Below are 24,636 nucleotides of genomic sequence, written 5' to 3' on the forward strand. Positions count from 1 at the left end.
ATTAGCAGGGGTTAGTCTGTGCTGTGATCGTCACTAGTTTCGAGTCGATCCCAAAAGACCCCTTCAATCACGTGACGAATGCGTTCTTTGTCGGTTTGTGACCAATCCATCTGGCCATAGCCCATTGAGATATTGGAGTGCAGGAGTTGTCGTAAGTCGATACGGTTCGTGGCACTGATCCAGTCAGGGAGTTGATTGGCGTGTAATTCAGTATTTGTGGTGGCATAAAAGGATGAGATGGGGACTTTGAGCACGGCGGCAATGTTGGCGATGTCGTCGGCGCTCGGGGTCGAATAGCCGCGTTCGTAATTGGAAATGACTTGGGCCGTTAACCACACCCGGTTACCTAAATCAGTTTGGGTAAAATGTGCCGCTTTTCGAAACTCTTTAATTCTTTCACCTATACTTGCCACTTAATAAATTCCTCCTTTAGTTGTTTATGGAGATATTAAGGCATATAACGAGAAACGTTATAAAACTAACGAAATAATTTATTTTAACTTTAAAACTAACGGAATCCGTTATATAATAATTTTAATAACTCATGATTAGAATTAAGTTTGGATAAAACGGCTGGTCAGTTACGGTGAGATTTGGCGGATATTTGAACACAAAAAAGGCAACTGACAGGTTTGGCCTGCTAGTTGCCGTGAGTTAATAATCAGCTTTGGAGAATAACTGAAAAGGGGTTTATTGGAACATGAATAAAAGTAAGGTAATTTCAACCACAGCGTTAGTGCTCGGTGGTTTGATGGCAACAACGGGCACGCAAACGCTGGTGCACGCGGATACTGTTGGGCAAGCGACAACTGGGACGCAGACAACTAAGTCAGCGCCAACTTCGGCGTCGTGTCCAGAAGAGGTTCAAGCGAGTCAAACGGTCACGAGTTATGCCACGAGTCAAGGCGTTGTCGCCTCACAAGCTGCCAGTCAAGCAACTTCTGACACACAGTCGTATGCTAGCCAACTTGACACTGACCCTGCCAAAACGGCCGATCAAGAACGCACGGACGCAACTAATGCCAAAACGGCGGCGGATGCGGCAGCCGACAAGACGTTAACGACGGATAGCAATAATGCGGCTAACGTGCAATCACAAGCAACGCAACAAGCACATAACAACAAGACTAACGCCGACAATCAGGCCGCAACCAACCAAGCGACGACTGAGGCTAATGCTAAAACCGCTAAGGACCAAGCCGATGCCAACGCAGCGACGACCAAGACTAATGCGGATGCGCAAGCTGCCAAAACGAAGGCTGACGAAATGAGTCAAGCTCAGTCAGGTAAACTTGATCCTAAGTATACGGTGGCCGTCACCGATGCTCAGAATCAACTTAACGCTGACCAAGCCGCGGTAGATCAGGCTAATGCGAGTGCGACTACTGCGTATACTGCGACACCAGGCTATAATGGCGGGACAGCAATGTTGACTGGAATTCATTCGATCCAGAGTGAAAAGAATTTACCTACTACTCTAGCTGATCCTAATATTCCTGCAAGTGATGTAAATAATATCCCGTATGATTTCTATCAGGAAGCATTGAAAAATGACACTTCTGATAAAATCAATGGTGATTTGACCGACTCACAGCAAAAGGAACTTGCCGATTATGCTATAACCTTAATTAATTCATGGCGTAAAAACCAGGGATTAGATCCTGTAGTATGGACCCAACAGGCTCAAGATGCAAATTTAGAGATTGTAAAACTTCGTGAAACTAATAAAATGGGTGATACACATAATTACACTAATACTGATGTATTAACTCAAGCACAAGCAATCATGGCTAAATATGATTTGCAAGCTTACCATGAAAATTTAGGAACCATGAGCAATTATAATAATTTAACCATGAATAAATTAAAAATTGGTATTTTAAATAGCATTTCGGCTATGATTTACCAAGATGGCTTATCAAATTGGGGTCATCGCGAAGCGTTCCGTGGAGCTCAATTAATTGGAATGTCTGTACAATATAATACTGGCGCATCTGATAGCGACATGTTTCCATATATATTTGTTTTTGAGTCATTTAATTCCCAGGATGGAGAAACACTCACTACTGAGCCAACTGCATTAACCCCAACATCCGCCCAAACGATTGAAGCCTTACGTACATCAGGTGGTGCGACCGCAGCACAATTACAAGCGGTTGCCAATGATAAAGTGGCAGTTACTAACGCGCAACAAGCCTTAACTGATGCGACTAATGCAGTTAATCAAACGATTGCCAGTCAATTAACGACGATTAACAATAAGTACACGGCACAATTACAAGCGAATGCTGATGCCTATCAAGCGACCTTGGCGCAAAATGAGACCACTTATCAGAATGCACTCGCGGCGGCTGGACAGACTTATTCGGATGCTTTAACTGCCAACACGGCCAACGAGACGGCGCAAATTGCGCAAGCTCAGACCGATTATGATACTGCCATCGCCAAAGCAACTACGGCACATGATGCTGCCATTGCCGCAGCGCAAAAGACGTTTGACACGGCTTATGCAGCTGCGCATGATGAAACACCAGCGGAACGTGACGCGCGGCATGCCGAATTATTGACCGCCTTTAAAGCCAGCGTAGACACTAAGCTCACTAATTTGAAGACGCAACAAGCAGTTGATTTTGCCGCCTTCAAAGCTGCGCAAGATAAGTTAGTCGCAGACTGTTTGGCGAGTCATCAAACGGCCTCAGGCGACGGTAATCAGACGGCTTCGAAGCCGACAACGACTACCGATGGGACGAGTCAGACAACCACGACTGATCAAGGTGATCAGCTTAACCCACAGACGACTACGACAGCAACTACTAAGCAACACAATAACATTGTGCCACTTAATGTCCGGAAGACTGCGGCTAAGCAACCAGTCAGTGTCGTCTTACCAAACGTTAAACCGGTTAGTGATAGCCGAGTTCAGCCAGCGGCAGCCACTAAAACGACCAGACTACCACAAACTTCTGAACGGCGTCATGGTGCGTCGGCAAGTCTATTTGGGTTAATGTTACTTAGCTTATCAAGTCTAGGTTATGGCCTATTACGGCGGAAAGTACGTTAAATAACGTTTCATCACGACGATTAAGTTAGATTACTAATAGCTAGTAAGGGCTCTGAGGACTTACTAGCTATTAGTGTGTCGTTTTAAGTGTCACTGATTGAAAGGGTTAAACCGGGGACGAAACTAACGGGATTTTATGAATGAGGGGAAATTTAATGATAAAACGGCGATTAGGCTGGGGACTGCTAGCCATCATAGTCTTAATAGCAGCAGTTGGTGCTGGGGTTTGGGCGGGGCAACGGTCGCAACCTGCGACGAAACCAGCCACAACGGCGACATCACAATCAACGAAGCACAAGGATGCGGTCAATCGGAGCAGTCAGTCAACAACCAAAGCGTCGTCACAAAGTCAGGCGGCGTCTTCGGTTAAACAGGATGCAACGAATAATTTAACGACGGCCGATGCTGGTGGCGGGACACTAGCGATGGCAATTACTTGTTACGCCAGCCAACAGGTTGCTCAGGCGGGGACGCACTCGTGGCAGCAACTATACCAATCGTATCTAAAAGACATGGGAACAATTATCATGTCAAAAACAACCGGAAAGAAAATGGCAAAACCGGGGCAGGGAGTTGTGTATTATGTCGTTCCGCGAGGTGGGGAGGTTGAAACGAGCGAATTAGCGACGTATCCAAGCTATACGTTAGAAAAAAATCAACGCATTAATATTTACCAGCCTGACGAGTCAAAAAAGGTTGCAACCACCGTTTCTTTGAAACAAGTTGTCCAAGGCGTTAATCAGGCACATCAGGCAGCTAAAGTACGTGAGGGCGGGTATTCAATGGCGATTGCGGACCGACGTGCTGATGTCGAAAGCGATGGTGACGCTAACCATCTGACAACTGAGGACTTGGATACGGGTGATACGCTAGCAAAAGTTGTCATTGCTTATGGTATGATGCGTGACACGAACGAGTACTGGCAAAACTTGCATAATTACTTTGATGAAAATGTCACACTTGAAATTGTCAAAAGTGATCAAGGCGGTAATATGATTGCAATGCCAGATAATTCGACTGGATGTATTGTCTACTATGCGCCACAGAATAGTACTGGTGGTGTGCCCGATTTGTATAATTTTGGACATAACAGTGCTGATGGTCAAACAAATGGTGATATTCCGGACTTAGGCACTGTTGGTGTGACGACTGGCAAAATGATCCAGTATATTAATGCCCATGGTGGTCGAGCAGCTTTAGATCAAATTAAGCTAAAAGCCGGCAGCGCTTTTCAAGGTTTTTAAAGCTAACGGATTTGGTTAGAATACGCAAACAGCTCAACGACGTCTTAGTCGTGGGGCTGTTTTTGTGTTAACCCTAGTAAGCTGTAGGGATTGAGATAACGGGTCTTCATGATAATGGCGGCAATTTCAGGCGGTGTTTCGGGTTCTAGTTGCTGTAACCAAACTTTGATGATGTCAAATATTCCCGCTACGACCAATTCGCGGGCGTATTTTTCTGGAATAGCGTTGGTCAGCTGTGGAACGCCTTTGACTAAATAGAGATCAGTGTCAATGGTTTGGGCCAGCAATGCCCGCAGTTGTGGTTCGAAATGGGGATCGCCGTTCGGACTCAGCAAGGCTTGGATGAGGGCGAAATTATCCCAAATATAAGCGACTATTTTGGTGACGACTGGATAAATCTGTGGCGTGGTTTTGCCCTGAGGTTGAAATTGCATCGTTTGGGTTAAATTGTTGATCAGGCTACGGTCAATGTCAGTTAATAGTCGGTCTTCGTAACGGGCTAAGAGGTCGAACTTGTCTTGATAATGTAAATAAAAAGTACTGCGGTTAATGTGTGCCAGCTTGATGATGTCGGTAACGGTTAGGCGGCCGAAACCTTTAGTCTGAATCAGTTGAATCACGGCCGCTTGAATTTTAGTTTCAGCATTAATTGAGGTGGGCATCTGAGTGCAACTCCTTTTTAAGTCTGGTCAGCCTTGATTATATAACATAATAACTATCAGTATTTAGTTATTAGTTATATAAGCATATCGTTTGAGACGGACGATTGCTTTCGGTATATTAGACTTAAGTCAATTAACGGAGGTGTCACTGATGAAAAAAGTTTTCTTAGGATTAATGCTGGCCGGACTGGCAACTGGTAGCGTCTTTATTTGGCGTCGGTATCAAGTACATGCTCGAATGAGTGCCCCGCCTAACGACTCAGATAAATCGACGACCGCTGTGGCAAGTGACCCGTTGAAAGATAACTTGCTAGTGGATCGGAAGGAAGTTCAGGACTGGGTGATTGCAGTAAAATGTCCCAGGTCACAACAATAATTGTCACACGATAAGTTGGTTGATAACGGCTTGGCCAGAGTCGTTATCAACCTTTTTTAGATTAATCATTTAAACATTAGATTTTTCAATAAAAATAGTGATCCCAGCTAATTAACCTTAGTTAAACTAATTTAGTGTAAAGTGGCGTGAAAAAGAATGCTAGTGTTTGCGATTAGCTTTGTAGTCTAATGATTACGCACTTTAACGAATCGGATCAGCTAATTAATAATTAGGTTTATATTTTAAAACATAATCGACTATCATTATATTTATAAGACTTTGATTAATGTACTTGTCTATTCGTAATGACTGTCTGTATAATGGGTGATACTCGACGGTTCTGAATGAGCACTAGATGAAGACGTGAGGGGGCGATGATTGAACCAATTTGTGGTTAGCAATCAAAACTATGACACGAAAAATGATTATAACTTTTTTAATTGGACTCGGCTTAGGTGGTTTGCTTTGGCAAACGGCTTACGCGGAGAATTTACCGTTTCCTGAGTCGTCAGTTGGTAACTATGTTTTCGGCGTCGGTTCGTACTATAATGCCTTCGCGGCGGGAAAGTTAACCATTAATAGTAACCCGATCGACACTTTAGAGGGTCGTTACGCTGCTAGACAGATTGTTTCTACGGTTTAAGGTGCCCCGAATGATGGCAAAGTTTGGAATCGACTTTCCAAATTTTCACCAGTTTATGTGGCGAATGAAGTGCCTTACCAGAGCACGGATGCCAGCTTGCGACAAAATGGTCAAAATCTGTTTAATGTATTTAATCGCCAAGATAAGCTCCCGGATGCCGATACGATCGTGGTCAATAACTTACGTGACCAAGCGCAGCGTGTCTGGACGGCAACCGAAAAAACGCAAAATGCCGTTTTAATGAAGCATCTTGCTGATAAAAACGTTGGCGATGTCGGGTATTTTCAAGATAATAAAGCGTCCCTTGAAGCTGATTATCAGCAACAGACGGGCAAGACGCTGACTTTGAACCCCGACAAAGTGGATGCGACGGCATACTTTGAGGCCGCCGCCGAGCAGATTCGGAGCATTTCTGATTATTATGCGTCGTTTAATGCGAAAAGTCCGACTTTGGTAAATGACAGCGTCAGCGGTGTGACGGTCCAACGCGCGTTAGATGGCGATGACCCAGCCGTGACGATTAAGTTACGTGATGATTATCAACAGCAGTTCGATGACAAACCCCCGGTGATCTTTTTAAACCTCGCCGGCAAGCCACAAAATGTCACCATCAATATTGAAAATATGGCTACGGATACGGTTAAAAATGCCGTCACTAGTGATGACACCTATGCGACTTATCAATATGCGCCATACATTTTTGTTAACTGGACCGGTGTGACGACGGAAATTCCGTTTACTTGGGGAAGTGCTTATAAATTCTCCGTGACGGATGCGAGTGGTCGCGTCATTACCAATGACAAAAATGATGATGTGACTAATTCTGACGGCAGTAAGGCGACGCTCAATCAATTACTTTCGAGCCATATTTTGAATAACTTTCCGAATGCGACAACTAGCGATGGCAAGTATTTGAACGCGGATATTGGCGATAGTAATAATCTGTTTACCGGTAGTATCATGGCCCCGAATGCGAGCGTCCAAGTTTCGAATATGGGTGACGATCAGTTCTTTTACGGGAGTATTATTTCCGGCAAGGATGTGCTGATTGAGAACAACATGTTACCGGCGCGCGTGATTGCCAGCAGTTTTGACGTCGAACACATTACGAGTGACAGCATTAGCGACCTAGATCCAAGTAAGCCGCAAGTGCCGCAACTAACGAAAGTGACCCTGAGCCAAGGGAAAACTGGGAGTAATGTGAAAGATATGACAACCGGGGCGACAACTGATTACGATGCGGTGCATACAACGGGTGACGTGCATATAGCCGCTCAGGTGACGACCCATAAAACCCCGTATCAAGTCTTTTATCAATTAAATAGTGGCAAGTGGCAAGGATTGTCAAATGACGCGATTGATGCCAGCAAGGCTGACAATCAACTCGATTTGGGGCAGTTAACCGATTTGACCGGAGCCAATCTGAAACAATTGACCGCGACCGGCAAAACAGTGACCCAGGCGCCAGCTTATGATCCGACGACCACGACCGCCAAGACGCAATCAATTTCGGCAGAGCTAGCGCGAAAAAATCAGTTAAAGCTCGTTGTCATGCCAATGAAAACCGCCAGTGGCACGCCAATTACGAGCGATAATGTCGCCGATCAGTTGAGTGGCGTGACCCCAACCACGATTAATGTGACTGAGACCGGCACCGCTGCGGCAGTTTTGCCGACAGTCTTTAACTTTGGGGTCAACACTGGTGACACGTCAATGACCGCCACGCCAGCTGTTCAAGTGACGAATGACTGGCAAGTGCCCGTTAGTTTGAGCCTAGCAGCTTCAACCGCGTTAACGGCACCATTAAGCGATGGCGCGCGGCCGTTATCGACGACTGATTTCTTGCAGTATCAGGTGGTCGTTGATGCGGCAACCACGACGCACCAACTGAGTGAGACGGCGACGACCTTGTTACCAGCAACTAGTCCGCCAACCTTAACAAAGCAGTTAGCATTTACGATGACGATTGATCCGACTCAGCTGCCGAAAGGTCTAGCCGTCGGGCAACATTATTTTGTCCCATTTAAGTGGCAATTAAATTACGGCTTAACCGCCAACTAAACCCTTTGGAGGAATTATCATGAAAACAAAAGCATTAGTTTTAGGACTTGCAACGATTGCGAGTGTTAGTTTGTTCACACAATTATCTGTTCAGGCTGCGGATGACGCTTTAACCGGCAACTCAGTGGGTGAATTTGAAGTCGCAAAAGGCGCACTCACCTTAGACGCAGTCCCAACCTTTGCCTTTGAAGGCACGACCGTGAAAACCTTAGTCACTTCTGGGGCTAATTTGGCTTATCAAAATGACGCCATTAAAACTGGGTCGACCACTGGCACTAATTTGACGGTGAGCGATTATCGTGGGAGTGATCAGCCAGACTGGAATTTAAACGCGAAAATGGGCAACTTTGTCAACGGCGCAACGGCCATTGCCGGTAGCATCACTTACGCCACTGACAATACCGCAACTGGTACGGTGACGGGCGCGGATAGTTCTATTTGGAACAATACGAAAGCTAAAACGGCCGGGGTCGGTTCTGCTACTGCCGGGACGACGACGGATACCAAGTTAGTGTTACCTAAAACGGCCAGTGTCGCGACCGGGACTTATGATGCCGATTTGACTTGGACCTTGAGTGCAACGGCTAGTGACTAGGCTAGAGCGCTGGACGCTGATTCTTTTAAGTACCATTGCGGGCCTGTTCATCGGCGTACAGTCATTGACTGGTCAGGCCGCGACTAGTAATGGCGCCGGATTTACGGTTCAAATGGTGCCTAATTCGCAACAGACGACCGGGATCACTAACTATTTTGATTTAACAGTGAAACCGGGGCAAACCGGGACGGTTCAGATGCGCGTGGTGAATTTGACCAAACAGCGGTTACGACTCCAACTCACGAGCAACACTGGGTACACGACGACTAACGGGACTGAATCGTATGATTTAGCCAAACTCGGTGCTAAGAGTACGGCGCAATATCAGTTACGAGACTTGTTCAAAACGCCAGCCAAACTCACGCTAGACCCCGCGGAAACGAAATTGGTGACCGTTCCATATCAAGTGCCAGCAGCAGGGTTCAAGGGTATTCTTGAAGGGGCTTTTTACTTTTTAAATTTGGCGAGTGGGTCGGAACAGGCGACCAATCAAAAGGGCTTCTACTTGCATAACCGTTATGCGGTGGCGTTAGGGTTAGTCTTGCGTGAAAGTACGGCGTCCAAGGTTAAGCCAAAGTTAGTACTGAAACACATTGGCACGGGAATTGAACAACGTCAGAAGTTCAGTCCGGCAATCAGTGTTCGGCTTGCCAACGTCGCACCGCAGTTACTCAAAAAAATGACGATTGATGGGCGAATCTACGATCAAAGTAACCGATTAAACTATCGGACGAAACGCAGTGGCCTCGGCATGGCGCCCGCGTCCAACTTTGATTATTTGATCAACACGGGCAACAAGCGATTAGCCGCAGGAAAGTATCGGCTGCACTTAGTTGCCACGGCTGGCGGTCAACGCTGGGTTTTTGATCAGCAATTTACGATTTCACGCACCGCCGCGAACAAGGCGAACGCCGAAACACCGCGCAACTTGCAGTGGCTCTGGTGGTTATTGTTGGTTATCGTCATCTTATTAGTTATCTGGTTTGCTTATCGTATTGGTAAGCATCAGGCTAAAAAGAAGTAGTCGGCGTTGCTGCTTCCGACTACCACTACCAATTAATTAATGGCTGTCACTTCCGGTTGGAACTGATAACATGCGGTCGTGGGACCGGTCCAAGCCAAGTACGTCTTGGACCTCGCCCGGAACCCTTGCAAAAGTCGCAAGTGTCCCGGACCGTCCGTGGCGTAACGTCGGCAAAAATCGGCCGATGTAACGCCACCATCACGACCGATGCTATCAGTCCCAACCTTCAGCAAATTTAGCATGGCTGAGAAGGGCAGAAACGTTTCTAGACCGCTTCTCGGCTAGGATTGTCCCAAAGTGGATGGCGATTCCGACTGACAGAGTGCTAGTAACGATTTTAGTTTAAAAGTACCGTTGTCGATATGAGTCTATTAGCGTTTCTTGTTGTATTTACAACTTTCAGATAAAAAACAAATTATGGCGGTTAATCCTGTTGTATCAAGGATTAACCGCCATAGTATTTATCGGAAGTAATCTTAAACGTCAAAAGTAGAATGCTGACAATTAGAATTGTGTTCAATTACAGGTAAATTTAGCGGTAGGTTGTTGCTGATGCCATCGGGCGTGAAGGTCCCGTTGGGGCGGCGGTCTTTGCCGGTCGTACGGGACGGACCGGCCGGGATAGTTGCGGTTTTTGCAACCATTCCGGGCGAGGGGGAAGACCGCTCCTCAGGCTTTCCCCGGTCCCTCGTCCGCATGGCATCAGCAACAACCGGAAGCGGCAATAGCGCACCAACTTTCAACGTTTAATTATAGTAATAAAAAACTCGCAAGCCAAAAATGACTTACGAGTTTTTGCGTTTATTCAGTTGCTTTTGGTTCTTCCGCAGCTAAGACAATTTTACCGTCTTCAACTTTGGCAACCATGTTCTTCACATCGCCATGATCCAAGTAGAAGTCCGCAATCCGGTCTTCAATCTGTTCTTGGATGACCCGCCGTAGTGGCCGAGCACCCATTTCAGGATTGTAACCGAGATCGACAAGCTTAGCTTCGACTGGTTCCGTAACGTGCACGTGCAAGTCTTGGTTGGCAAGCATGCCGTTGACATCCGCAATCATCAACCCAACGATCTTCATCAAGTTTTCCTTTGATAAAGCGTTGAACTGGATAATATCATCAAACCGGTTCAAGAACTCTGGTTTGAAGTAGTTACCTAATTGACTGGTAATATCGTGGGTCTTGCCTTCAGCAGCGGCTCCAAAGCCAACGTTAGCTTCGGAATCGCCAGTCCCAGCATTTGAAGTCATGATGATGATCGTATCCTTGAAGCTAACCGTACGACCTTGTGAGTCGGTCAAACGGCCATCATCTAAGATTTGTAAGAACATGTGCATGACGTCAGGGTGGGCCTTTTCGATTTCATCAAGCAAAATCAAGCTGTATGGGTGACGACGAACTTGTTCGGTCAATTGACCGGCTTCTTCGTAGCCAACATAGCCAGGCGGTGACCCAATCAATTTAGCCACTGAATGTGGTTCCATGTATTCACTCATGTCAAAGCGGATCATGGCATCTTCAGAGCCAAAGAGTTCTTTAGCTAATTGCTTGGCTAATTCAGTTTTACCAACCCCAGTCGGGCCGACAAACATGAATGACCCAATTGGCCGACCAGTGCCGTTCAAACCAATCCGATTACGACGAATTGCCCGAGAAACGGCTTCAACTGCCCGATCTTGGCCGATGACTTTACCTTCCAAATCACTGGCTAAGGTCTTCATTTGGGCTTGTTCCTTAGCTTGCAATTCACCAACTGGAATGTCAGTCTTTTCTTCGACAATTTGTTGCATGTCTTCGACGGTAACCGTGGCAGCGTCTTCTGGCGTGGCGTCACTGTTTTCGTCTGGTTTGGCTTTTTCGAGTTTAGCCACTTGATCACGGTAGTAAGCCGCTTTCTCGTAGTCTTCCTTCTTCAAAGCATCTTGTTTTTGGGCCTCAGCACCGTCAATTTTTTCTTGAATCGTCTTAGGATCAACGGTCTTTAACGTTAAGTTTTTCCGTGACCCAGCTTCATCGAGCAAATCAATGGCCTTGTCAGGCAAGAACCGGTCTTGAATGTACCGGTTTGATAACTTGACCGCCGCAACGATTGCATCAGCATTGTACTTCACATGATGGTAATCTTCGTACTTCTTTTGAATCCCTTGTAAAATCTTGATGGATTCGTCAACACTCGGTTCGTCAACCGTCACTGGCTGGAAACGCCGAGCGAGGGCGGCATCTTTTTCAATGTCGCGATATTCGTTTAAAGTGGTTGCACCAACTAATTGGAAGTCGCCACGCGCGAGGGCGGGCTTCAAGACGTTACCGGCATCCATGCCGCCTTCAGCATTGCCGGCGCCCATGATTTCATGGATTTCGTCAATGAAGAGCACGATGTTCGGGTTCGATTGAACTTCTTTCATTAATTGTTGCATTCGTTGTTCAAATTGGCCCCGAATCCCAGTACCTTGAACGAGGGAAGCCACATCCAAACGAATGATTTCTTTATTTAATAGTTTTTGGGGAACTTGACCAGAAACAATCTTCTGGGCGAGACCTTCAACGACCGCCGTCTTACCAACCCCAGCTTCACCAATTAAGACCGGATTGTTCTTCGTACGCCGGTTCAAAATTTCGATGACGCGGTTGATTTCATTGTCACGGCCGATCACTGGGTCAACTTTGCCTTGCTTAGCTTGATCAGTTAAGTTGTAGCCATATTGTCCAAGCAAGCCGCCACCGTTTTGCCCACGTCGGTTGCCCCCATTATTGGGACCAGCTGGTTGGGTCGGTGGGGTCTGCTGCTGTTGCCGATAGCCGTCGCCAGAATTGACGTCGCCGCCTTGCATCGCGCGGAAGATATCGTCAAGACCGCCAAAGCCAAATGGATCTTGTGCCATATCAGTACCTCCAACTCCATTATTTGGTTGCTGTTCCTGATTTTTGAGCAGTTGATAGCAATTTTGGCAAAGATTGATTTGCCGCCGCTGACCGTTGACGTTCGTATATAAATGAATCGTCGCTTCGTTCTTATGGCAATTGTCACAAAGCATCTTGCTGTCACACACCTTTCCTATCAGAAAACTCACTAAATCGATGATCGATCCTAGTGGAAGGGTCAAAGGTTCTTTGACCTTTGTTGACCTTTGACTATTAGTATAACGATTTTTCAAGGCCGTGCAAGTTTAAAGTCTCAACATCAAAACTGGATATCTTGAGGCGCAACGGTTGGCTGAAAAATGGGTTTAATCAACAATTTAATGTTTTCTGAAGCATTGCGGTTGTCCGACAAAATCACTTGTCAATTAAGATGAACAGTTGTATATTAAACACCTACTTTAGAACAAGCTGGTTAACGAACGACCTAAGCCCATTATAAACCAAATGATGGTTTTCGCACGCAAGTGATCTGACCTGTTCTGATGTTAGTTGATGAAAACCGATTAAAAGGGGGCAAAACTGTGGCAACGGATTATGAACAATTAATGGAAGACTTACGCACGGGCAAACGCGAAAGCCTAAGCGTTGACCCCGCGGACTTCATGGCCTTTCACGAGGCCTATATGGGTTATGAATACCGTAAACGAATCATCGGTATGGCAGATCTTGATGGGCACGTTGTTTACCATTTTGATAAGGATGGTAAGGCTACCAATTAATCGCAATTTGATGAATGAAAGGGCTTGTATTTCAATTGGATAATTGCTATCATCAATATTAAGGGCTCTAGAGCAAACGTGTTGGCGGCAACTCGGGTTGACTCTGAACCAACTTTAAAATTTTACATCTTCGAAGGAGATCGAATAATATGGAAAAGAAAGACTTTCACGTAATCGCAGACACAGGTATCCACGCACGTCCCGCAACTTTATTGGTACAATCAGCAAGTAAGTTCAACTCAGAAATTACGTTGCAATACCAAGACAAGTCAGTTAACTTGAAGTCCATCATGGGTGTTATGTCACTCGGTGTTGGTAAAGATGCTGATGTTACCATTTCAGCAGAAGGCGCTGACGAAGCCGATGCTATCGCAGCTTTGGCTGATACGATGAAGAAAGAAGGCTTATCTGAATAATGGCTGAAAAGGTACTAAAAGGAATCGCTGCCAGTGATGGTATCGCGATTGCTAAGGCCTATATGCTAGTTGATCCAGATTTGTCATTCGAAAAGACGACGGTTTCAGATGTTGATGCCGAAATCAAGAAGTTACATGACGCTTTTGATGCTTCTAAAGCTGAATTGAAAGTCATTAAAGACAAAGCAACTCAAAGTTTAGGCGCTGAAGAAGCGGAAGTTTTTGAAGCTCATATCACAATTTTATCTGACCCTGAAATGTTGGGACAAATTGAAGGTAAAATTAAGGATGATAAAGTCAATGCTGAAGAAGCTTTGAAGGAAGTTACTGATACTTTCATCTCAATGTTCGAAGCAATGACGGATAATGCATATATGCAAGAACGAGCAGGCGATATTCGCGACGTAACGAAGCGGGTCATGAGTCACTTGTTAGGGGTAACCTTACCAAGTCCAGCCTTGATTGACTCCGAAGTGATTGTCGTTGCCCATGATTTAACCCCTAGTGACACGGCGCAATTAGACCGTAAGTTTGTTAAGGGTTTCATCACTGACATCGGTGGTCGGACGAGTCATTCCGCAATCATGTCACGGACACTTGAAATTCCAGCAGTCGTTGGTTCTGAAACCGCGACAACGGATCTTAATGAAGGCACCACGGTAATTCTTGATGGGATTAACGGGGAAGCTTTGATTAACCCAACCGATGATGAAATTAGCGCCTATCAACAAAAAGCCAAGGATTTTGCTGCTCAAAAGGCCGAATGGGATAAGCTTAAAAACGAAGCAACCGTTTCTAAAGACGGCAAACACTTCGAATTAGCTTCAAACATTGGGACACCTGATGACATGGACGGCGTTTTAGACGCTGGTTCAGAAGCCATCGGTTTGTTCCGGTCAGAATTCTTGTACATGAACAGTTCTGAATTACCTGATGAAGATACCCAATTCGAAGCCTACAAAAAGGTTGTCGAAGGGATGAAGGGTAAGCCAGTAATCGTTCGGACCATGGATATTGGTGGCGACAAGCATTTGGATTACTTGCCACTTCCCGAAGAAATGAACCCATTCTTGGGTTACCGGGCGATTCGGATCTCACTTGATCGTGATGATATTTTCCGGACCCAATTACGGGCATTACTCCGGGCATCACATTATGGTCAATTGCGGATTATGTTCCCAATGATTGCGACCTTGGATGAATTCCGTCAGGCTAAGTCAATCTTCGAAGAAGAAAAGGCTAAGTTAGTTAAGGCGGGCACCCCAGTTGCGGATGATATCAAGTTAGGAATCATGATTGAAATCCCAGCTGCAGCTATTTTAGCTGATCAATTTGCTAAGGAAGTTGACTTCTTTAGTATTGGGACTAACGACTTGATTCAATATTCGTTTGCCGCTGATCGTGGTAACGAACATGTGTCATACTTGTATCAACCATACAACCCATCGTTGTTACGTTTGATCAAGCATGTGATCGACGCTGCTCACGCTAATGGCCGCATTGCGGGCATGTGTGGTGAAGTTGCCGGTGATCAAGTTGCCGTACCATTATTAATGGGCTTAGGCCTAGATGAATTCTCAATGAGCTCAACTTCAGTTTTGAAGACGCGTTCATTGATGAAGACCATCGACACTAAGGAAATTGCTAAGTTAGCAGACAAGGCCCTTAACGAATGTGTCACTAATGAAGAAGTTAAAGAATTAGTTGAAAAGAACGTTTTCGGTAAGTAAATGTTCTTTATTGAGGTAGGCCTTCATTGACCTACCTCTTTTTTTACATAAAATTATGGCGCAATTGGGCAGGTATCACAGCGAACTCTTAATTTATCTTAAGATTATTTGCAACTCTGATACTGAACCAATATAATTGTTATAATTAATTATTGAGACTGGATGAACTGCGCTCAATCAGGTGGACTTAAGGACTGATTGAAGCAACGAGCGCTAGCCGTGTGTGAGTTAGTGATCGGAAATAAAGGGAGAATCTACGTGAATATCGGGATATTTACAGATACGTACTACCCACAAGTGAGTGGGGTAGCGACGTCAATTAAAGTGTTACGTAATCAACTCGAACGAGCTGGTCATCAAGTGTACATTTTTACGACGACCGATCCACATGTTGATAAGAATATTTATGAACGGAATATTTTCCGGTTCACAAGTATTCCTTTCGTGTCATTTACTGATCGCCGGATTGCAGTGCGCGGTCTGTTTAAAGCCTATCAAGTCGCTAAGGACCTAGGCTTAGATATTGTGCATACGCAAACGGAATTCTCAATGGGCATGATCGGCAAATTTGTGGCGAAACAATTAAAGATACCATGTATTCATACTTACCACACGATGTACGAAGATTATCTGCACTATATTGCCAATGGCAAGTTGTTGAAACCTTATCATGTGAAGGAAGCAACGCGCGCTTATTGTTACCATTTGAACGGTGTGATTGCACCCAGTGATCGGGTGTCCAACACGTTGAAGGGATATGGGGTCAAGACGCCCGTTCGGATCATTCCAACTGGGATTGACATTAATCAATATGAGCAGACACCGGATGGCAACTATCGTGAAAAGTTGGGCTATGCGCCAGAGACGCCAGTTTTGCTCTCATTGAGCCGCTTAGCTTATGAAAAAAACATTCATGAAGTCATCGCAGCCTTGCCACAGATTCTCGAGCAAGTGCCTAATGCCCAGTTGTGTATTGTCGGTGATGGGCCGGCGCGGGAAACCTTGGAAAATCAAGTTAAAGAAGCTGCTTTAAGCGAGCATGTTCAGTTTACCGGCGAAATTGATAACGATGAAGTGTACAATTATTACCAGATGGCGGATCTATTCGTTTCTGCTTCCAATTCAGAATCGCAAGGGTTAACCTATATTGAGGCGATGGCGGCCGGGTTAAAAACGGTTGTCGCGTCAAGCCCGTACACGGATCAACTTTTAGATGATCCGTCGTTAGGGACAACTTTTAGCAGCGAACGGATCTTGGTGCAAGATGTGGTGCGTTATTTACAACATCCACATGCCTTTGATGATCCCAAACCACGCCAAAAGAAACTGTATCAAATTTCAGCTGAATATTTTGGAAAACGGGTCATCAATTATTATCAGGATGTCCAGCTTGCCTACTCGGAAACGAATAAGTCGGCGAATATCAGCGATTAAGGGGACGAAATATGCTAAACATCACCATGTTTTCGAAGGCTGACTCAGTCAAGGGTCAAGGGGTCGGTAGTGCGTATTTAGAATTGATGCGCTTGCTACAAACTCATTGGCAAGACGAGTTCAACATCAAAATTAACCGCTATGGTCGTTCGACGATTTCACATTACCATACTGTCAATCCGATGTTTTACTTGTCAACGTTTATGCCAAATCGGGGTCGAAAGATTGGTTACGTCCATTTTTTGCCAGAAACGCTCGAAGGTAGTTTAAAGTTACCGAAGCCGTTTCAAGCGATTTTTAATCGTTATTTGATTTCATTTTACAAACGAATGGATCACATCGTCGTCGTCAATCCAACGTTTATTCCTAAGTTGGAAGCTTATAACATTAGCCGCGCCGACGTCACTTATATTCCGAATTTTGTTAGTAAACGTGAATTTTATGAAATGACTAAAAAGAAACAACGGCAATTGCGTCAACAATATGGTTATGATCAAGATAAGTTCATGATTCTTGGGACGGGTCAAATTCAAGACCGTAAAGGGGTGCCAGACTTTATTGAGCTCGCTCGCCGTAATCCAGACATTCAATTCGTCTGGGCAGGGGGGTTCTCATTTGGTCGCATCACGGATGGTTATCAAGAATTGAAGCAGGTCGTTGATAATCCACCGGCAAACTTATCATTTCCGGGGATTGTCGACCGCGAGAAGCTCGTCGATTACTATAATATGGCTGACCTATTCTTATTGCCGTCGTATAATGAGCTATTTCCGATGTCTGTCCTGGAAGCTTTCAGTTGTGGGACGCCAGTCTTATTGCGGGACTTAGACTTATATCGCGCCATTATTGACGGGTACTACCAAGCCGCGAGTGATGTGGATGACATGCAAAAACAGATTGATCATTTGCGTGATAATCCCGCCGGTATGCAATTCTTGCATGATAAGGCCGTTTTAGCCTCGAAGGATTATTCCGAAGAGCGGTTAGCGCGAATCTGGCATGACTTTTATTTACAACAAGCAAAAGAAGGGTAGCCATGACTAGAAAAAACATGTGGTCATTGCTGGTCATGGTGTTACTCGGAGTCGGGATTTCGTGGTATTCCTTACGTAATGTCAATATCAGTAATATGATGACCGATATTGCACAACTTAACTGGTGGTGGCTATTAGTGGCCCTCGGCTGCGTTGGCCTGTACTTTGGACTAGAGGCCATTGTCGTCCAGAAGTTCGTGCGACATCGTTATAAGAACTATTCTTTTCGAAGTGCACTGCGGGTGCCACTGGCGGAACAACTATTTAATGGCATCACACCGTTTTCTTCCGGCGGTCAACCAGCACAGATCTTTGTGATGGCGCAATCTGGGATTGATGCCGGGCGGGCGAGTTCGGTCGCCCTCATGAAGTTTGTCGTCTTTCAAGCGATGGTTGTGTTGAACTTCTTGTTTGCAATGTTAATTGGGTTTAATTACTTAGCGGCGAAGCTAAGTTATTTATCGCTATACGTCTTTTTTGGCTTTTTGATTCACCTCGCTGTCATCGTAGGTTTACTGCTAGTCATGTACTGGTATAACTTTACAAAACGTGCGGTGAAAGTGGTGCTCGTGCCAGTTGGCTGGTTCATGAAAGCCGAGCGTTTTAACCAATTACAGGCAAATATTAGTGAAAAGATTGATTCGTTTTATGAAGAAAGTCTGCGCATGACCAAGGATTGGCGGATGTTACTGGAAGTTTCGGTGATTACGTTCTTACAGTTACTGTTCTACTACCTAATTCCGTATTTTATTATGCGGGCAATGGGGTACACTGGCATCAATGTGATTATGGTGACGAGTTTAAATGTGCTCATTTTCTTAGTGACCTCACTATTTCCAATTCCTGGTGGCGCCGGTGGTGCTGAGTTTGGATTTACCGAGCTCTTCGCGAAGTTCATTCCGAGTCATAGTAAGTTGATTTTAGCCATGTTGATTTGGCGAATTCTAACGTACTATCTTGGCTTGTTCTTGGGCATGATTGCGATGGCGATGCGTCCAGAAAAAGCAGAAGAAATCCAACCTGACGAGTCGTCGGGCAAATAAACTTGAAGCGCTAGCGTGCGGCTGGCGCTTTTTAATTAGTTAAAAAAGGAATGATTGACGTGAAATTGGGGAAACTTTGGCTCACCATCGGGTTGGTGATACCTGTCATGAGTCTTGGCGCATTGACGGTAACTGCCGCTGCTAGTCAAGATCCCGCTAATGAGCTCAAGGCAGCCTATATTGCCGATGCAAAAACCGGGCAGGCGCTTTATGCGGATCATGCTGAAACGAAATTACCGATCGCCTCGTTAAGCAAATTAATGACGTTAGATTTGGTTGTCCGCGCGGTTAAACGTGGTCAGATCAAGTGGACGGACAATGTGCCGATTAGTGACCAGGTGCAGAAATTAGCCGGCAGTTCGACTTTGTCGACGATGCCCATGGCCAAGCATGAAAAATTCACTGTGGCCGAACTCTTTGCGGCAACCTTGGTCGGTTCTTCCAACAGCAGTGCGATTGCCTTGGGAGAGTTAGTCGGTGGTAGCAATGCCCAGTTTATTCAACTGATGAATAAACAAGCCGACCGATGGCAACTAGCCGCTCATTTTGTCAGTGCCTCCGGGCTAGATAATACCGACTTATCACGCTATCACTATCAGTTACCGGGGACTAGCGACTCAGCCCAAAATTTGGTCTCGGCACACGCGATCACGACCGTTGCACGGCATCTGTTGGCAGATGATCCGGCGGTGATTACGATTGCCAACCAAGGCTCAGTTAAGATTCATCAGTATCGGGTCGCGACCTCGGTTAAGATTCTCAAAGGGCAGTCGCAATATGATGCCCAATTGCCAGTTGACGGCCTAAAAACGGGGTATACCGCAAAGGCCGGGGCTTGTTTAGTGACAACTTTTACGCAGCATGGTCGGCGCTTAATTGCCACCACTTTGGGCGGGGCATGGCAGTACAGCGCGAATGCGAATTTGCGGTCGATGGTTCAGCAACAAGAACAGTATCAGCAGGTGGCCCCGGCTACGATGACCACGCAATTGCCGGGGACGACGACTAAATTAAACTTGGTAGCCGTGACTAATCAGCGGCGCTGGGTGAATGTTCGGACACCGTTGCAACAAACTAAGGTTGTCTTGTGGCCGTTAAACCCGGGTCAACCGAATTATGTGGCTAAGCATTGTCCGGTGATGCAACTGCGCCTAACGGATCAAAGCGCTGGCACGGTGACGATGGTTAATTATGTGACGACCCACGCCCAGAAGTTAACCGATCCAATGTCGGCGGCAACCACTGTTCGCACAACGGTACCGACAAACAAATTAGCTGTTTTGACAAATTAAAAGCGTCGCTGTGAGTCACTTGCTTGATAAGGCAAAGTGGCTGACAGCGACGCTTTTTGCTTGGTGTCAGGTTAATGCTGATTGGTTGGTTCTTGCATATAAGCGGTTAAACGGTCCATCGCTTGCTGTAACTTTTCCATGCTAGCGGCATAGCTCAGGCGAACGTAACCTTCGCCTTCAGCACCAAACCCGGTTCCGGGGATGATGGCGAGATGGTTTTTGCGTGCCAAGTCTTTGCAGAAAGCCATTGAGTCTTGTTCATAGCCCGCCGGAATTTTAGCAAAGATGTAGAAGGCACCAGTCGGCCGGGCAATTTTGAAACCAAGGCCATTCATGACTTTATAAACGAAGTCACGGCGCTTTTGATATTCAGCCCGCATTGGGATGGCATCGTCCATGCCGTTAGTCAACGCTTCAATTCCGGCCTTTTGCGCAATTGTTGTGGCTGCGGTGACGTAGTATTGATGAACCTTCTTCATTTGTGCAGTCAGTTCCTTTGAGGCGAATAAGAAACCAATTCGCCAGCCGGTCATCGCGTGAGATTTTGAGAGGCCGTTGATTAAAATGGTCTCGTCTGGCAAGTAGTTGGCGATTGACACATGCGTGCTACCATAAGTGAGTTCGCTATAAATTTCATCAGAAATGACCCACAAGTTGTGTCGCTTGAAACAAGCCGCTAACGCTTCAACTTCTTCAGCAACGTAAGTCACACCGGTTGGGTTGTTCGGGTAGTTCAAGACGATGCCTTTGAAGTGTTCGTCTGGATGTGCCGCAATGAAGTCGTCAACCATTTTAGGCGTGATGACGAAGTCGTTAACCCCAGTATCCATGAATAATGGGGTAGCGCGGGCTTCTTGAATGATTGGAATGTAGGCTGGGAAAATTGGTGACGGAATGATGATGGCGTCGCCAGGATTACAAATGGTCGTCAAGGCGGTCGCGATCGCTTCTGTCGCACCGACCGTCACTAAGACTTGATCTTCTGGGTCATAGTGATTCCCGTATTTTTTAGCTTGGAAATTGGCAGCGGCTTGACGTAATTCGAGTAAACCAGCCATCCCAGTATAGTGTGAGAAGTTTTGGTCGATCGCATCTTTAGCGGCGGCTTTAACGTGTTCTGGTGTATTGAAGTCCGGTTCACCGAGGGTTAATTTAACCATGTCGGGTATCGCACTGACTTCTTCATCGAATTGACGAATGGTTGAAACTTGAATTTGCGCAATAGTATCGTTGAGATCATCTCTAAATAGTGTCATGATCAGGACTCCTTTAGTTTTTTTATAACTTGCTCTAATTTTATCACAACTAAGACCCGACAAAGCGGGACATTGCGGTATAATTAACCTGTGAAAAGTTAGGGTGAAACGGGGCTTTCTATTAAAAAGGCGTGTTATTAGTCCCATTTTTTGCTAGAATAAAAACAAAACCTAAGGAGCGAGATTATTATAATGGAAAAATCTGAATTATCTGCAATTCTCAAACGACTCGAAGCAATGCGGACGACTGAAGCCACTGAGGTTCAGTCCCGTCGCTTTGAAAAGGAAGGCGTTGAACGTGGACAAGTCGCATACGATCCTGCTACTTCAACCTATACCTTACAAGAATTCAACCCGGACCAAACTTTTGAATTCGATAACATCGATTTAGTTGCGATTGAACTATACGATTTGTTAACGGACAATTAACATTTCCGCCAATTAGATATTTTATAGACAGATCCATATTATGCGTTGAAACTTGAAGAATTGTTGAAGAATTCTTCAAGAGATTGCGATTTAGCACTCAACCGTTATAATATGGATTTGTTAATAGCAATGACGGAGGAATTATGATGCCCAAATTTATAAAAAACACGGTTGGTAAGGTCAATACCACGCTTGGCTTTTTCACGCTGACCGTGGTCTTATTTTGGCTAAAGACGTATATCGCCTACCAGCATGAATTTACGTTAGGGGTCAGTGGGACCGTTCAACAGTTTTTACTGATTTTAAATCCATTTCCAACGGCGATTGTGCTATTGGGAATTGCACTATATTTTCGTGGTCGTTTAAGATATTGGTTATTGATGATTATCGATACCTTACAAACGACTTGGCTGTTTGCCAATATCTTGTATTACCGTGAGTTCTCAGACTTTATGTCTGCCGGTGTCATTAAGAGTTCTGGTGCCGCCAGCAATAATCTTGGGACCAGTTTGGGTCAGATCATCCATGGGACTGATTTTTTAGTCTATGCGGATGTGGTACTACTGATTCTGTTGCTCGTCTTTAAGGTGATTCGGATTGATCCACGACCGTTTAAGTTACGTTATGCGGCGACGATGACCATGATTGGGGTCGCGTTATTCGCCGTTGACTTAGGCATGTCGGAACATGATCGCTCTGACTTACTCACCCGGACCTTTGATAACAACTATATCGTGAAGTATTTAGGCTTAAATACTTATGCAGGATATAGTTTTTACCAAACCGAGAAGGAAAGTGCCACTCGGGCGCAAGCTAGCAGTAGTGATATGACGAGTGTGTTGGCCTACTTGAAGAAAAATCGGGCTGGCGACAATATTAAGTACTTTGGTAAAGCTAAAGGCAAAAATGTTTTCGTCATCCATTTGGAAAGTTTCCAGCAATTTTTAATTGATTATAAGGTCGATGGCAAAGAAGTCACGCCTAACCTTAATAAGTTCTACCATGATAAGAGTACGCTCAGCTTTGATAATTTCTATCACCAAGTAGCACAAGGGAAGACCTCTGATGCCGAAATGATGATGGAAAACTCACTGTTCGGTTTGCCAACTGGTTCGGCGATGACTCAATATGGGACGTCCAACACGTTCCAAGCCGCACCGGCGATCTTGTCACAAAAGGGCTACACGACAGCTGCATTTCATGGTGACGTGGCTAGTTTCTGGAATCGTGATAATGCCTACAAGTCTTGGGGCTATAATTACTTCTTCTATTCTGCTTATTATAAGGAGAAAGCCGACTATAAGATTGGCTATGGTTTGAAGGATAAGATCTTCTTCCGTGATTCGGTCAAGTATCTTGAAAAACTCCCGCAACCATTTTATGCGAAGCTGATTACGTTAACCAATCACTATCCATATCCATTGGATAAACAAAATGTGGATATTCCAAAGACCACGACTGGCGATTCGACAGTCGACGGTTATGTTCAAACGGCCCATTATCTAGATCAGGCGTTCGCAGAGTTTATTGCTTACCTGAAAAAGGCTGGCTTGTATAAGAATAGTATGATTGTCTTGTATGGGGACCATTACGGGATTTCCAACAACCATCGTGCCGCGATTGCCCAACTTTTGGGTAAGAAGTCCATTACGAACTTTGATTTAGCACAGTTCCAGAAGGTACCATTCATGATTCACTCAGAGGGGATTGCAGGTGGCGTCAACCACACTTATGGTGGTGAAATTGATGCCTTGCCGACGATCTTTGACTTGCTGGGGATCAAGAATTCGGATTATATTCAATTCGGAACTGATTTGTTATCAGCACAACATAATCAAACGGTCGCCTTCAGAAATGGGGACTTTGTTTCGCCGACTTACACGAAACTTGGGAGTACGGTCTATGACTCGAAGACGGGTAAGAAGTTAACTGACATGACCGCGACCCAAAAGCAGACGGTTAAACAGATGCAAAATCATGTGACGACCGAGCTGTCGTTGTCAGATCGTGTGATTCAAGGGGACTTACTCCGCTTCTACACGCCTAAGGGCTTTAAGAAGGTCAATAAGTCAGATTACAACTATAAAGTGACTAAGACGCTGAAATCGTTGAAAGAACTCCAAAAAGAGAAGAAGACGAGTGTCTTGACCAAGAATAAGAATAAATCAACCGTTGATCTTTATCAGACGGATGCACCGGAATTATCAGATTCAAGTAGTTCTAGCAGCAGTTCAAGTAAATAACGGTTAGATGAAGAACGATTACTTCGGTAGTCGTTCTTTTTTTACATTTTTCCAGATCAGTCGGCGGATTGGTTGTTTGCCGGTACATTTTCGGACATTAATTGTGGTAGAATTTACGGCTTGAAGTTCGAGTTAAAACGCCGTAAAATATGTTTTGTGACGATGTTCAGGTTAATTTTGCACTTTTCCGAAATTAATTGGTAAAAATGCTTGACCCATCTCGCAATTATTGATATTATATTTCTTGTCGTTAAGAACGGCATGCAACAATACTCATCATTATGAATATATCAGGGCGTTTCAAACGCTATCTTGAATTTTTATTCAAAATGATTTATAAAAAGTTGTTGACATGTTCTTCTGATGATGATAAACTTTAATAGTTGTGTTGAGTTATTCAACCAACGAATTAGACCTTTGAAAACTGAACAAAGTTTCGACAAATCAAATGTGT

At 45.1% G+C, this 24,636-nt stretch carries 21 protein-coding genes; 16 read left to right on the plus strand and 5 right to left on the minus strand.

Annotated elements, in window-relative coordinates; translation table 11 throughout:
• Positions 1-11 precede the first annotated feature (11 nt).
• Complete coding sequence (locus FFM74_RS09520; protein ID WP_137626400.1) at positions 12-413, minus strand: helix-turn-helix domain-containing protein; 402 nt, start codon at positions 411-413, stop codon at positions 12-14.
• A gap of 287 nt (positions 414-700) precedes the next feature.
• Here FFM74_RS09520 and FFM74_RS09525 point away from each other — a divergent pair, with 287 nt between their 5' ends.
• Together FFM74_RS09525 and FFM74_RS09530 are read left to right on the plus strand one after the other, a co-directional pair.
• On the plus strand, positions 701-3,061 hold the full coding sequence (locus FFM74_RS09525) for an SEC10/PgrA surface exclusion domain-containing protein (protein WP_137626401.1): 2,361 nt from the start codon (positions 701-703) through the stop codon (positions 3,059-3,061).
• 155 nt (positions 3,062-3,216) lie between these two features.
• Positions 3,217-4,305 carry a hypothetical protein gene (locus FFM74_RS09530; RefSeq protein WP_137626402.1) on the plus strand — a complete coding sequence of 363 codons (1,089 nt, stop codon included), beginning with the start codon at positions 3,217-3,219 and terminating at the stop codon, positions 4,303-4,305.
• Positions 4,306-4,349: 44 nt separating this feature from the next.
• Here the strand turns inward: FFM74_RS09530 and FFM74_RS09535 are convergent, their stop codons facing one another.
• Positions 4,350-4,967 carry a TetR/AcrR family transcriptional regulator gene (locus tag FFM74_RS09535; protein ID WP_137626403.1) on the minus strand — a complete coding sequence of 206 codons (618 nt, stop codon included), beginning with the start codon at positions 4,965-4,967 and terminating at the stop codon, positions 4,350-4,352.
• Positions 4,968-5,118: 151 nt separating this feature from the next.
• Here FFM74_RS09535 and FFM74_RS09540 point away from each other — a divergent pair, with 151 nt between their 5' ends.
• From FFM74_RS09540 to FFM74_RS09560, 5 genes are all read left to right on the plus strand, one after another.
• A complete protein-coding gene (locus FFM74_RS09540) occupies positions 5,119-5,343 on the plus strand; it encodes a hypothetical protein (protein ID WP_137626404.1) in 225 nt (74 codons plus the stop codon).
• A gap of 421 nt (positions 5,344-5,764) precedes the next feature.
• The gene (locus FFM74_RS09545; protein ID WP_171000707.1) at positions 5,765-5,986 is read left to right on the plus strand and encodes a hypothetical protein; all 222 of its coding nucleotides are present in this window, start codon (positions 5,765-5,767) and stop codon (positions 5,984-5,986) included.
• A gap of 57 nt (positions 5,987-6,043) precedes the next feature.
• Entirely contained in the window at positions 6,044-8,047 is a 2,004-nt protein-coding gene (locus FFM74_RS09550) for a hypothetical protein (RefSeq protein WP_137626406.1), read from the plus strand.
• A 19-nt stretch (positions 8,048-8,066) separates the two neighbouring features.
• The gene (locus FFM74_RS09555; RefSeq protein ID WP_137626407.1) at positions 8,067-8,642 is read left to right on the plus strand and encodes a WxL domain-containing protein; all 576 of its coding nucleotides are present in this window, start codon (positions 8,067-8,069) and stop codon (positions 8,640-8,642) included.
• Positions 8,635-9,666 (plus strand): DUF3324 domain-containing protein, encoded by a 1,032-nt coding sequence (locus FFM74_RS09560; protein ID WP_137626408.1) that lies wholly within the window; start codon positions 8,635-8,637, stop codon positions 9,664-9,666. Before FFM74_RS09555 ends, FFM74_RS09560 begins: the two co-directional genes overlap by 8 nt.
• Before the next feature lie 32 nt (positions 9,667-9,698).
• Here FFM74_RS09560 and FFM74_RS09565 read toward each other — a convergent pair whose 3' ends face one another.
• Positions 9,699-9,908, minus strand: a complete 210-nt coding sequence (locus FFM74_RS09565; protein WP_137626409.1) for a hypothetical protein — start codon at positions 9,906-9,908, stop codon at positions 9,699-9,701.
• 559 nt (positions 9,909-10,467) lie between these two features.
• Positions 10,468-12,699, minus strand: coding sequence for an ATP-dependent Clp protease ATP-binding subunit (locus FFM74_RS09570; RefSeq protein WP_137626410.1), 2,232 nt, complete (start codon positions 12,697-12,699; stop codon positions 10,468-10,470).
• Between the two features lie 408 nt (positions 12,700-13,107).
• Between FFM74_RS09570 and FFM74_RS09575 the strand changes: the two genes are divergently transcribed.
• The 7 genes from FFM74_RS09575 (at position 13,108) to FFM74_RS09605 (ending at position 20,254) form a co-directional block, all read left to right on the plus strand.
• Complete coding sequence (locus FFM74_RS09575) at positions 13,108-13,305, plus strand: hypothetical protein (protein WP_137626411.1); 198 nt, start codon at positions 13,108-13,110, stop codon at positions 13,303-13,305.
• 149 nt (positions 13,306-13,454) lie between these two features.
• Positions 13,455-13,721: a phosphocarrier protein HPr gene (locus tag FFM74_RS09580; protein ID WP_137617184.1), complete on the plus strand. Its 267-nt coding sequence runs from the start codon at positions 13,455-13,457 to the stop codon at positions 13,719-13,721.
• Positions 13,721-15,451: a phosphoenolpyruvate--protein phosphotransferase gene (ptsP, locus tag FFM74_RS09585; RefSeq protein ID WP_137626412.1), complete on the plus strand. Its 1,731-nt coding sequence runs from the start codon at positions 13,721-13,723 to the stop codon at positions 15,449-15,451. Before FFM74_RS09580 ends, ptsP begins: the two co-directional genes overlap by 1 nt.
• Before the next feature lie 258 nt (positions 15,452-15,709).
• On the plus strand, positions 15,710-16,885 hold the full coding sequence (locus tag FFM74_RS09590) for a glycosyltransferase family 4 protein (RefSeq protein ID WP_137626420.1): 1,176 nt from the start codon (positions 15,710-15,712) through the stop codon (positions 16,883-16,885).
• An 11-nt stretch (positions 16,886-16,896) separates the two neighbouring features.
• Complete coding sequence (locus tag FFM74_RS09595; protein WP_137626413.1) at positions 16,897-17,919, plus strand: glycosyltransferase family 4 protein; 1,023 nt, start codon at positions 16,897-16,899, stop codon at positions 17,917-17,919.
• Positions 17,920-17,921: 2 nt separating this feature from the next.
• Positions 17,922-18,962 carry a lysylphosphatidylglycerol synthase transmembrane domain-containing protein gene (locus FFM74_RS09600; RefSeq protein ID WP_137626414.1) on the plus strand — a complete coding sequence of 347 codons (1,041 nt, stop codon included), beginning with the start codon at positions 17,922-17,924 and terminating at the stop codon, positions 18,960-18,962.
• 50 nt (positions 18,963-19,012) lie between these two features.
• Positions 19,013-20,254 (plus strand): D-alanyl-D-alanine carboxypeptidase family protein, encoded by a 1,242-nt coding sequence (locus tag FFM74_RS09605; RefSeq protein ID WP_137626415.1) that lies wholly within the window; start codon positions 19,013-19,015, stop codon positions 20,252-20,254.
• 71 nt (positions 20,255-20,325) lie between these two features.
• Here the strand turns inward: FFM74_RS09605 and FFM74_RS09610 are convergent, their stop codons facing one another.
• Positions 20,326-21,510 carry a pyridoxal phosphate-dependent aminotransferase gene (locus FFM74_RS09610; RefSeq protein WP_137626416.1) on the minus strand — a complete coding sequence of 395 codons (1,185 nt, stop codon included), beginning with the start codon at positions 21,508-21,510 and terminating at the stop codon, positions 20,326-20,328.
• Between the two features lie 192 nt (positions 21,511-21,702).
• Between FFM74_RS09610 and FFM74_RS09615 the strand changes: the two genes are divergently transcribed.
• Positions 21,703-21,939, plus strand: coding sequence for a YkuJ family protein (locus tag FFM74_RS09615; RefSeq protein WP_137617178.1), 237 nt, complete (start codon positions 21,703-21,705; stop codon positions 21,937-21,939).
• A gap of 146 nt (positions 21,940-22,085) precedes the next feature.
• Positions 22,086-24,182: an LTA synthase family protein gene (locus FFM74_RS09620; RefSeq protein WP_137626417.1), complete on the plus strand. Its 2,097-nt coding sequence runs from the start codon at positions 22,086-22,088 to the stop codon at positions 24,180-24,182.
• Positions 24,183-24,636: the final 454 nt, after the last annotated feature.

It is taken from the genome of Lactiplantibacillus pingfangensis, from assembly GCF_005404945.1.
In the GTDB taxonomy this organism is placed as follows: domain Bacteria; phylum Bacillota; class Bacilli; order Lactobacillales; family Lactobacillaceae; genus Lactiplantibacillus; species Lactiplantibacillus pingfangensis.